This window comes from Steroidobacter sp. (assembly GCF_016790065.1).
GTDB lineage: Bacteria > Pseudomonadota > Gammaproteobacteria > Steroidobacterales > Steroidobacteraceae > Steroidobacter.
Map to the genome: position 1 here is coordinate 1 of NZ_JAEUPY010000665.1, position 10384 is coordinate 10384.

Annotated in this window: 13 protein-coding genes; 1 reads left to right on the forward strand and 12 read right to left on the reverse strand. The window is 61.6% G+C overall.

Translation table 11 applies throughout. The annotated features are described in order from the left end of the window. The 11 genes from JNL55_RS27400 to ccmA all read right to left on the reverse strand — a co-directional run. On the reverse strand, window positions 1-453 hold a 453-nt coding region (locus JNL55_RS27400), incomplete at its 3' end, for a nitroreductase (RefSeq protein WP_293862109.1). A 10-nt stretch (window positions 454-463) separates the two neighbouring features. Then, on the reverse strand, window positions 464-1354 hold the full coding sequence (locus JNL55_RS27405) for a MaoC family dehydratase (RefSeq protein ID WP_293862112.1): 891 nt from the start codon (window positions 1352-1354) through the stop codon (window positions 464-466). Window positions 1355-1410: 56 nt separating this feature from the next. Then, window positions 1411-2508 carry a tetratricopeptide repeat protein gene (locus tag JNL55_RS27410; RefSeq protein WP_293862115.1) on the reverse strand — a complete coding sequence of 366 codons (1098 nt, stop codon included), beginning with the start codon at window positions 2506-2508 and terminating at the stop codon, window positions 1411-1413. Continuing rightward, window positions 2505-2936 (reverse strand): cytochrome c-type biogenesis protein, encoded by a 432-nt coding sequence (locus JNL55_RS27415; protein ID WP_293862118.1) that lies wholly within the window; start codon window positions 2934-2936, stop codon window positions 2505-2507. The genes JNL55_RS27410 and JNL55_RS27415 overlap by 4 nt, the downstream gene beginning before the upstream one ends. Further along, on the reverse strand, window positions 2933-3466 hold the full coding sequence (locus JNL55_RS27420; protein WP_293862122.1) for a DsbE family thiol:disulfide interchange protein: 534 nt from the start codon (window positions 3464-3466) through the stop codon (window positions 2933-2935). Before JNL55_RS27420 ends, JNL55_RS27415 begins: the two co-directional genes overlap by 4 nt. 13 nt (window positions 3467-3479) lie before the next feature. After that, window positions 3480-5432 carry a heme lyase CcmF/NrfE family subunit gene (locus JNL55_RS27425; RefSeq protein ID WP_293862125.1) on the reverse strand — a complete coding sequence of 651 codons (1953 nt, stop codon included), beginning with the start codon at window positions 5430-5432 and terminating at the stop codon, window positions 3480-3482. Window positions 5433-5440: 8 nt separating this feature from the next. Continuing rightward, entirely contained in the window at window positions 5441-5899 is a 459-nt protein-coding gene (gene ccmE, locus JNL55_RS27430; protein ID WP_293862128.1) for a cytochrome c maturation protein CcmE, read from the reverse strand. After that, window positions 5896-6084: a heme exporter protein CcmD gene (ccmD, locus tag JNL55_RS27435; RefSeq protein ID WP_293862131.1), complete on the reverse strand. Its 189-nt coding sequence runs from the start codon at window positions 6082-6084 to the stop codon at window positions 5896-5898. Before ccmD ends, ccmE begins: the two co-directional genes overlap by 4 nt. 18 nt (window positions 6085-6102) lie before the next feature. Then, window positions 6103-6834, reverse strand: coding sequence for a heme ABC transporter permease (locus JNL55_RS27440; RefSeq protein WP_293862134.1), 732 nt, complete (start codon window positions 6832-6834; stop codon window positions 6103-6105). Between the two features lie 5 nt (window positions 6835-6839). Next, the gene (ccmB, locus tag JNL55_RS27445) at window positions 6840-7541 is read right to left on the reverse strand and encodes a heme exporter protein CcmB (RefSeq protein ID WP_293862137.1); all 702 of its coding nucleotides are present in this window, start codon (window positions 7539-7541) and stop codon (window positions 6840-6842) included. Continuing rightward, window positions 7541-8188, reverse strand: coding sequence for a cytochrome c biogenesis heme-transporting ATPase CcmA (gene ccmA / locus JNL55_RS27450; protein WP_293862140.1), 648 nt, complete (start codon window positions 8186-8188; stop codon window positions 7541-7543). Before ccmA ends, ccmB begins: the two co-directional genes overlap by 1 nt. A 645-nt stretch (window positions 8189-8833) precedes the next feature. Between ccmA and JNL55_RS27455 the strand changes: the two genes are divergently transcribed. After that, window positions 8834-10042: a tyrosine-type recombinase/integrase gene (locus JNL55_RS27455; protein WP_293862143.1), complete on the forward strand. Its 1209-nt coding sequence runs from the start codon at window positions 8834-8836 to the stop codon at window positions 10040-10042. Window positions 10043-10086: 44 nt separating this feature from the next. Here the strand turns inward: JNL55_RS27455 and JNL55_RS27460 are convergent. Further along, window positions 10087-10384: hypothetical protein (locus tag JNL55_RS27460; RefSeq protein WP_293862146.1), on the reverse strand; the 298-nt coding region annotated here is incomplete at its 5' end.

The window sequence follows — 10384 nt, forward strand, 5'->3', positions numbered from 1 at the left end:
AGGCGCCAGGCCACACAGTGCTTTGACGCCTGTGTCGTAAGCGGCGGCGCCTGTCTTCCATTGCGCGCCGTAACCGAGCGCCTGAGCAGCCAGCAGCATGTTCTGAACGGCGGCAGCCGTGGCACAGACCTGCTCGATCTCAGGAATCTTGCCCTTGCTGATCTTGGCACCGACCAGGATCACGACCGGTGCACGCAGCGCCTTGTTCTTCTCGGCATCGAGATGTTCCTGCGGCGAGCCTGGCACGCGAGTACGCAGCGAGTTCGCCATCGCGTCACCGAGTTTGTCGCGCGCAGCACCTTCGAGAACGGTGAAACGCCAAGGACGCAACCGGCCATGATCCGGCGCACGCGTGCCCGCACGAATGATCTGCTCGACCTGCTCGGCACTGGGCGCCGGGGCAGCGAGCTTCAGCGGTGACGTCCGAGCTTGAATGCCTTCCAACAAATCCATCTTGAATCCTCTACAGCGACCGGACCTGCATGGCGAGATGCAGACGGTCACCCTTCATCGTACACATCGAAATCTCGTTGCCGCCGGCCACCGGCCAAGTGCGAGCCAGCGCTTGCGAGGGAATGTAGACCGGCAGCTTGAACTGAGTGTCGACCTGAATCTTCATGTTCGACATATGCGCCGACGCAGCGGCCAGACAGCGGCCCATCGACCACATGCCATGTGCCACTGCTTGTTTGAAGCCGAACATCTGCGCGGTGCGCGCGGTCAGGTGAATCGGATTGAAATCGCCGGACACGCGTGCATAACGCCAGCCGGTGTTGGCCGCAACGTCCAACGTCTCCGTCGCCACACCGGTTTCGGGATGGTTGGAGCGCTCGATCACGGGACGGCGGCTGACGCCTTCTTTAGGCGCCGAGTTGCCGCGAGCAAACATCGTGCTGACCTCTTCCCATACCAGCACGCCGTTCTGTTCGTAGCTGGTGGTGAAGTCGTACTCTTGGCCGACGTCGGTGAGACGCATGGTGTCGAAGTACACGCGCAAACGCAGCGGCACACGCTCATCGACCGGGGCCAGCACGCGAATGGTGTTTCGCAAATGGATCAAGCCCAGCACTTTCACCGGGAAGTTGTTCACGACGAACAGCTGCATGTGCAGCGGCATGGCCAGCACATGCAAGTACGCCGGCGGCAAGCCGGTGGCAGCTGCCGGGACCGCACACACTTCGCGATAACGACGCAGGTGCGCCTGTGACAGCACGACCTTGCGCGCTTCGATCTCGACGGGCCGGATCACGGTGCCATCGGGCGCACTGTACGGCTTGCGGCCGAGCAGCACGCGCGCGTAGGCCGGGACCATGGACGGTCGGCGGGCAAAGGAGATCTTGGTCGGTGATGACATCAATGAGCGACTAATTGAGCAATGCAGGTCGTGACGATGTAATGACGCCGGCGAGGTTAAGGCACGACGCGGTCGATGACGATAGTCAACGGGCCGCTGCTCTTGCCGAATTCGTAGTCGGCCTCGCCATACAAATCTCCGCTTTGTTGCTGGGGCGCGCCGGAGCGCGATAACCGTGCAACAACTACCACCTTGGGTACGGTGGCAATGGAGCGTGACGGAATCATCGCATCACTTTCGGTGAGTGTCACACTCAACGGCAGCTCGGTGGAGCTGTGCCGCTTCACGGCCAGCGGTGGTCCACCGGCGGCCGGATCGCGAGCCAGCACGAACAACGGCAAGGTGCCAGAGACCTGCTGCTTCAGTTGCGGCGACAAGGAGACGGACACTTGAATGGCCCTCGAGCCTGCCGCAGCGGGCGCTGCTGAAGCAGCGGCAGATGCCGGTGGTGTCGCCGCCGCCTGCCCGCCTTCGTTGAGTTGCTCGTTCAAGTCCTGGATCTGTCGCTCCAGCACGCCGCGCAGCTCTTCGGGCGGATTCTGCGCCATCAGCAATTGCAGCCGATCACGCCCTTGGCGCAGATCGCCCGCACGCAGCGACGCGATGCTGCCGTACCAAAGCGCCTTGGGATGAGTCGGTGCCAGCGTCAGTGCCGACTCGAACAGTTTGCCGGCGCGACCGGTGAGCGACGCTTCATCGGTGAGCACCAGTGCTTCGCCCAGCCCGACCACTGCTTCGACGTTCTGTCCTTGAGTCAGGTCGTAGGCTTGCTGATATGCGTCCACGGCGCGTGGATAGCGGCCCATCGCCGTGTATGAGCGGCCGAGCATGATCCAGCCTTCCAGGTTGTTCGGATTCTGCGCGAGCTTGGCTTCCAAGCCACCCAGAGCCTTCTCCATGTCCATGGCTTTGGAGCTGTCGAGCTGCACGGCCTTCCAATCCCAGTTGCTGAGATGGCCGTACATGGCGATGGCCAGGATGGGCAACAGGATCGCCACCGCCACGCTCGAGTACCGGCGCTCGGCGCGATACGTGCTGACTTCAGTCGACTCGCTCTCCACCGTATCGACACGCGGCGCACGCAACAGCGGCAGCACCATCCAGAGCAGCGCCGCCAGCAACATGGCGACGCAGACGACGATAAAAGCCGTCACGAGGCACCCAGGCCGGGATCGGCAGGATCGGTGTCAGGCAGCTTGGATTTGCGTGCGATGACGATGGCCGCGGCAATACCGCCACCCAGAACCAACAAGGCCGGTGCGGCCCACAACAGCCAGGTGCGAGGCACGACCGGCGGCTTGTACAACACATAGTCGCCGTAGCGATCGGTCATGTAAGTCATGATTTCCTTATCGGACTTGCCGGCGGCCATCAGCTCGCGCAGCTGACGACGCAAATCAGTAGCGAGTTGTGCATTCGAGTCGGCAATGGTCTCGCTACGACACACGAGACAACGCAGCTCGCGAGCCAGTCGCTCGTAGCGAGCCTGTTGCACGGGATCGGTAAACGCCGGCGCCTTGTCGATGGCAAATGCCTGCAGCCCGAACAATGTGAGCAGCGCGGCGAGTAGCAGCTGTTTCATGGCGACACCGCCTTTGCCTGCGGCAACAGCGGTACAAACTCCTGTTCCCAAGCCTGCACTGTGATCGGCCCGGTATATTTCTTTAGTACTTTGCCATCGGCGCCCACCAGAAACGTTTCCGGCGCGCCATAGACACCCCAATCGATTGCGGCCCGGCCCTCGCCGTCGAACGCACTCACCGTATATGGATTGCCGAGTTGCTGCAGCCAGTTCAGCGCTGCCTCGCGATCGTCGTTCCAGTCCAATCCGATGATGGGCACTTCGCCGCGACGTGAGATCTCCAGCAGTGCGCCGTGCTCTTGGCGACAGCCGATGCACCACGTGCCCCACACGTTCAGCACATACGGTTTGCCGGCAAACTCGCTGTTGGAAAACGTCTTGGCCGGATCTTCCAAACGCGTCAGCTCGAAGATGGGCGCGGTCTTACCGATCAGCGGCGACGGCAACACTTGTTTGTCTTGCCACAGGCCCAGATACAAAAAGCCGACCAGTAACGCGAACAATCCAACAGGCAGCAGATACTTGAACATGCGTTGACGAGGCTCAGGCAGTCTTCGCGTCGGCCGCGGGCACGCCTTCGTTGGCAGTGACTCGCTTGCGATAGCGTCGGTCGCACGCTGCGATCAATCCGCCGAGCGCCATCACGGCGGCACCCAACCAGATGAATCGCACCATGGGCTTGTACTGCAGGCGCAAGCTCCAAGCGCCCTCGCCTAACGGCTCACCCATGGCGACGAACAGATCGCGATGCCAATGCGCATCGATGCCCGCTTCAGTCATGGCGTTCTTTTGCACGCGATAGACACGCTTCTGTGGATGCACGACGGCCACTTGTTTACCGTCGCGGGTAATCACTACTTCGCTCTGCACGGCTTCGTAGTTGGGACCGGCCACGTCTTTGATGCCGGTCATGGTGAACGTGAAACCGGCGTGCTCAGTGGTCTGACCAGGCTTCAAGCTCAGATCCGTTTCTTTCTTGTACGACTCCACCGTGGTGGCGCCGACGATGAACATCGCCAGACCGAAGTGCGCGACGCTCATGCCGATGATGCTCGCCGGCAGCGAATGACCTTTGCGCCAGCGACTGATCGGATCGACCAGCGCCGCACCGGCTACCCACAAGGCCGCGGTCAGGCCAACGCAAGTCATCACCGAGTTCCAGCCGTATGCAGCCACCGAAATGCCGACAGCCAGCACGGCGGCCACGACCAACAGGACGCCCAACGTTTGCTTGGTGGATTCGAACGAGGCTTTCTTCCACGCGGCGTGCATGCCTGGCGCCAGCAAAAACACCATCGGCAACATCGGCACCAGGAACATGGCTTCGAAGTACGGCGGGCCGACCGAAATCTTGCCCAGATTGAACGCGTCCATGAACATCGGATACGTGGTTCCTAGCAGGATCAACAACGTCGCGGCTACCAGCAGCACGTTATTCAGCAGCAGGAACGACTCGCGAGACACCGGTGCGAAACCGGCATTCGAACGAAACTCTTTCGCTCGATACGCGTACAGCACCAACGCGCCGCCAACGCACACGCCGAGGAACGTCAGAATGAAGATGCCGCGTTCCGGATCGCTCGCGAACGCATGCACCGACTCGATCACGCCTGAGCGCACCAGGAACGTGCCCAGCAACGACAGCGAGAACGCCGCGATCGACAGCAGCAATGTCCAGCTCTTGAACAAGCCGCGCTTCTCGGTAGCCGCCAGCGAGTGAATCAACGCAGTGCCGATCAGCCACGGCATGAACGACGCGTTTTCCACCGGATCCCAGAACCACCAGCCGCCCCAACCCAACTCGTAGTACGCCCACCAACTGCCGAGAGCGATACCGCAGGTCAGAAACATCCAGGCGACGCTGGCCCACGGACGCACCCAACGCGCCCACAACGAGTCGAGCTTGCCTTCCAGCATGGCTGCCACCGCGAACGCGAACGGCACCGAGAAGCCGACGTAACCGATGTAAAGCATCGGCGGATGAATCGCCAACGCCGGATCTTGTAGCAACGGATTCAGATCGCGCCCATCCGCTGCGGCCGGCCACAAGCGCATGAACGGATTCGAGGTCATCAGAATGAACAGTGCAAAGCCGGCGCTGATCAAGCCGAGCACGCCGAGCACGCGGCTGGTCATCTGTTGAGGCATGTTGCCGCTGAACGCTGCCACTGCCAGTGCCCAGGTCGCCTGCACCAGCAGCCACAACAACAACGAACCTTCATGCGCGCCCCACACCGCGGCGAAGCGATAGAACGTCGGCAACTCCGAGTTGGAGTTCTGCGCGACATACAGCACCGAGAAATCGTTCTGATAAAAAACGTACGACAGACACGCGAACGAAAACAGCGTGAACACCCACTGACCGGCGACGGCGCGATTCGCCAACGCAATCCAATGCGGCCGGCGCCAGTGCGCGCCCGCCAGGCCGAAAAACGCCTGGGGCAGCGACAAACAGAACGCCAGGATCAGCGCGAAGTGTCCGAGTTCGGCGGCCATGGAACTTCCTAAGTCGTTGGCAACGGCCCGCTGGCCGACGGCTTTTGATGCTGCTTTTTCAGCGCGTCCGCCACTTCCGGCGGCATGTAGTTCTCGTCGTGCTTGGCCAGCACTTCTTCGGCGACGAACACCCCGTCGGCACCCATGCGGCCGCGTGCGATCACGCCCTGTCCTTCACGAAACAAATCCGGCAGCACGCCGGTGTAGCTCACCTTCACGTTCTCGGCGAAATCGGTGAGCACGAAATGCGCTTCGAGGCTGCCCGGGGCGCGAGTGAAGCTGCCTTCCGGCACCATGCCACCGACCCGGAACACGCGATCCTTCGGTGCCTTGCCGGCGTGCACATCCGAAGGTGAATAGAAGTACAGCAGGTTGTCCTGAAACGCGGTCAGGCCAAAGGCCACGGCTGCGCCCACGCCCAGCACGATCAATGCGACCAACCCCATGCGACGGCGACGAGGTGTCATGACGAAGACGACTCCGAATTGCTCGAACCAGCCATTTTCAAGCGGCGCTTGGCACTGACGATCTGCTCGGCCAGCGCGCGCCGCCCCAGCCATACGTTGAGCACCAGCATCGCCAGTACCAGCCCATAGCAGGACCACACGTAAACGCCGTAATCCCCCATGTCAAGCACGTCTTTCAAGTTCATGATTAAGCGAGACTTTCCCTAGGCCAGACTGTCACCGAGCCAACTGGCATTTCGCTCGCGCCGGAGGATTTCCCCGCGCAGCCGATCACACAACACCGCGCCGAAGTACAGCGCAAAGGCCAACAGCATGACCAATAACGGCCAGAGCATGGACCCTTCGATGGAGGGGGCGGCAAGTTTCGAGATACTGGGGCCCTGGTGCAAGCTGTTCCACCAGACCACCGAGTATTTGACGATGGGCACATTGACCACACCGACGATGGCCAGGATGGCGCTGGCACGGTCGGCGCGCTGGGTGTCGTCAAACGACGCCCGCAGGGCCATGTAGCCCAGATATAAGAAGAGCAGGATCAGTTCCGAGGTCAGCCGCGGATCCCATTCCCACCAGGTGCCCCACATGGGCTTGCCGTAGATGGAGCCGGTCACCAGGCAGGCGGCCGTGAACCAGGCACCCACCGGCGCGCAGGAAGCGGCCACTGCATGGGCCAGTTTGATTCGCCAAATAACGCCGACAGCCGCGGCCACTGCCATCACGGTGTAGACAGTCAGCGACAAGATGGCGGTGGGCACGTGGACATACATGATCCGGAACGCGTCTTTCTGCTGATAGTCCTCGGGCGCCAGCACCAGGCCGCCGTAGGCACCCACCAGCATCAATAGAACTGCGGGCCAGAACAGCCACGGGCGTACCGCACCGGCCGTGCGGTAGGCATAAGGCGGCGAGCTGAGCTTGTGAAACCACAGCCACATAGCTTTTAAGACTCCACACTGATCCGCATGGCGGCAGCCATGGCGAACGGCCCCAGACTGACAAAAAACAGCAATAACGCTGCCAGCAAGTTTAACGGACCCGTCACCGCTTCGCCGTGCATGGCCAGGTCCACTGCGCGTGCGCCGAAAATCAGCACCGGCATCTCGAGCGGCAGCACCAACAACGCTAACAGCACACTGCCCCGCCGGACACTCACCGTTAAAGCCGCACCGATGGCTCCAAGGACCGACAACGAACCCGTGCCCAAGGCCAGCGTCGCCGCCAGCACCGGCCATACAGACTGCGGCATGCCCAAAGCAGTTCCCACGATCGGCGCCATCAACACCAACGGCAGGCCGGTGAGCAGCCAATGGGTCAGGGTCTTGGCCAACAACAGCAATGACAGCGGCTGCCCCGACAGCACCCATTGCTCCATGGTGCCGTCTTCGACGTCGGGCCTGAAGAGCGATTCAAGCGCCAGCAACGAAGCCAGCATCGCCGCTACCCACAACACGCCGGGCGAGATCTTGCGCAACTCGTCCAGCGCCGGACTGATGGCCAGCGGAAACAGCGTGGTCACGATCACGAAAAAAATCAGCGGCTGCAGCACCTGGTCCCAGTGCTTCACGGCGAGCCGCAGATCGCGCGCCATCACCAGCCACACGATTTTGCCGAGCCCGGGCAGGGACTGAACCGATGACTGCATCAGCGCAGCTCCAATGTGCGCACACCCGGCTCGCCTTGCAGCAGCAGCTGATGCGCGGCCGTCAGGATCATGCCGCCGGTGCGCATGTGTTCGGCGATGCGCGCTTCGAACAGCGCGATGCCGGCCTTGTCCAGGTTGGTGATGGGCTCGTCCAGAATCCACAGCGGTGCACGCGTCAGCATGATGCGGGCAAGCGCCACTCGCCGCTTCTGCCCCGCCGACAGCGCACGCACCGGCAAGTCTGCGCAAGCTTCGATCCGCAGTAATTGGAGGGTTTCGCGTAGCTCGTCCGTGGCGACTGCACGGCGAATCGAGACCCCGTAATGCAGATTCTCGAGCGCCGTCAGATCCGGCTTGAGCCCGTTGACGTGCGCGAGGTACGCCAGCGCTTGATGGAACTCATCGCGCCCTTCTGGCAGCTGCTGGCCTTGCCAGGCAATCTCACCCGACTCCACTGGCAGCAACCCGGCCACACAGCGCAAAAGACTGGTCTTGCCCACGCCGTTCGGCCCCACCACTTGCAGCAGCTCACCGCTGTAAAGCGCGAAGGACACGCCGCGTAACAGGTGTTTTTCGCCGCGCCACAGATGGACGGCTCGCGCTTCTAATTGCGGCTGCGGAGAAGTCGCAGCGACCTGTTCGAGCATGCTGGTTGTCGCGCTTGCGTACTGCGTGTGTATTGGTTTGTATTCACGGCAGTTTAGCATGCTGCCCTCAAGTGGCTTACAATCCCCGCCCCGCCCGTGCCTGGGTGGCGAAATTGGTAGACGCAAGGGACTTAAAATTTTGAGCACCCGGCTCGGAAACGGCCGGTGTGAATGGGGTCAAATTCGGGGAACCAGCCCCATGCTCGCACTTAACAGTCGCGTGCATGCCTGCAATCCCGAGCTAAGCCTGACGCTGGCGTAACTGTCGGCAGTCAGGAAAGTGTAGAGACTTGACGGCCCCTGTCTAACTTCCGCTGTCCGCGGAACACGACAAAGAGAAAGTCCAGACTCCGAACGAGCGACGGCTGAACAGTCCGTCGGTCGGCAGTGAAAACTGTAGCGAGTACGAAAATCCCTCGGGGGCAACTCCGTACCGGTTCGATTCCGGTCCCAGGCACCACTTCCCTTCTCGCAAGTCCCGTTAGATCCCCCTTCTCGGATCGGGTTATGCGAGAAAATAGCCTGATTTACAGCCTTTCGCCACACTTCGTTGCCTAAATCCAGTCACCGGGACGCGGCACGCCGAAAGGGATACGGGATAGGGATATCTTCCACCGTGGGGATATCGGGCATAGACTCGGCCGCATGCCCGCGAACAAATTGAATCCCAAAGCACTCGGCACGCTCCCAACCGGGAAGCATTTCGACGGGCGCGGTCTGTACATCCACGTCCAGGACAACGGCACCCGCTTGTGGCGGGCCAAGGCGTATCACGAAGGCCGCGAGATCGTGTTGTCGTACGGCGCCTATCCGGAGGTCTCCTTGCGGGAAGCGCGGGACCGCCACGAGGACAATCGAGCTCTACTCCGCAAAGGCATCAACCCGAATCAGCAGAAGCGCGAAACACGGCAGGCTGGAGCGACGTTCGAAATGGTGGCCCGCGAGTACCTGACGTCACGAAAGGCCGGTGCGGCGGCGCGGACTGTGAGCAAGCGAGAGTGGCTGCTTGGCCTGTTGCCCTCGTTGCACGCGAAGCCGATTCGCAAGCTCACCGGGCCGGACATTGTTACGGCGTTGAAGAGAATCGAAGCCGACGGCCGGAACGAAACGGCGCACCGGGCTGCGATGCTGGTGTCGAGAGTGTTCAAGTACGCCGTTGCAAGCGGCAAGTGTGAGCGCAATCCAGCCGACGGAGCCAGTTTTGCCCTGGTCCCGGTGCAAGCTAGAAAGCACCCGGCCATAACCGATCCGCGCCGATTACATGCGTTCTTGGCGGCGGTTGAGGAGTATCAGAGCCAAGGCATTGTCGTGAGGTGCGCGCTCCGCCTACTCCCCCACGTGTTCCTGCGGTCAAGTGAACTCCGCTGCGGAACCTGGGGCGAGGTTGATTTCGATGCGAAGGTCTGGCGCATCCCTGCGGAGCGAATGAAGGGCATTGGCGAAGCGAGAGAGCCGCACGACGTGCCGCTCTCGAAGCATGCGCTTGCGATCTTGGATGAGCTTCACGCCGCGACTGGGCCAGGCCCTCGCGCGTTGATGTTCCCCAGTCCCGTCAATCGAAACCGACCAATCAGCGATATGTCGCTCGTGCGCGCCATGCGTCTGATGGGATTCACGAGCGATGAATTGGTCCCTCATGGCTTCCGATCCACAGCCAGCACGATCATCCGCGAGCGTGGGATAGCGAACGACGCATGCATCGAGCGCCAGCTTGCGCACCGGAAGCGTGGCACTCAGGCTCACTACGACCGCTCCGTGTTGATGAAAGATCGCCGGAAGATGATGCAGGCATGGAGTGCATATCTCGACGACCTGAAGAGCCCTGCCTGGCTACGTCTCGAAGAAGAACATTAAGGCGGTGCCGGGGTGTCCCCTTCCCCGGCATGCTTTGACGCTCGTCAGCCGAAGTACGTACGCATGAGTTTGGTGAACTGCCCCTGCGATACGCCGCGCGTTCGACACGCACGAACAACGGCGTATAGCTCGGTCGAGTTGCGGTTGATGGAGAATCCCTCTCCGACCGCTCGGGGATCGATGTTGAATCCCAGCAACTGAAAAGGCTGATCCGTGTAAGTTTCCGGCAGTGAGCCCTCCTCGATCTGCGCTGCCTCGGCGAGAATGGAGTCTATTGTCGCCGCGTCAACGCCGACCGAAGCGCCAACCTTCAGCACCTCCGACATGGCCTCGGGCGCATCC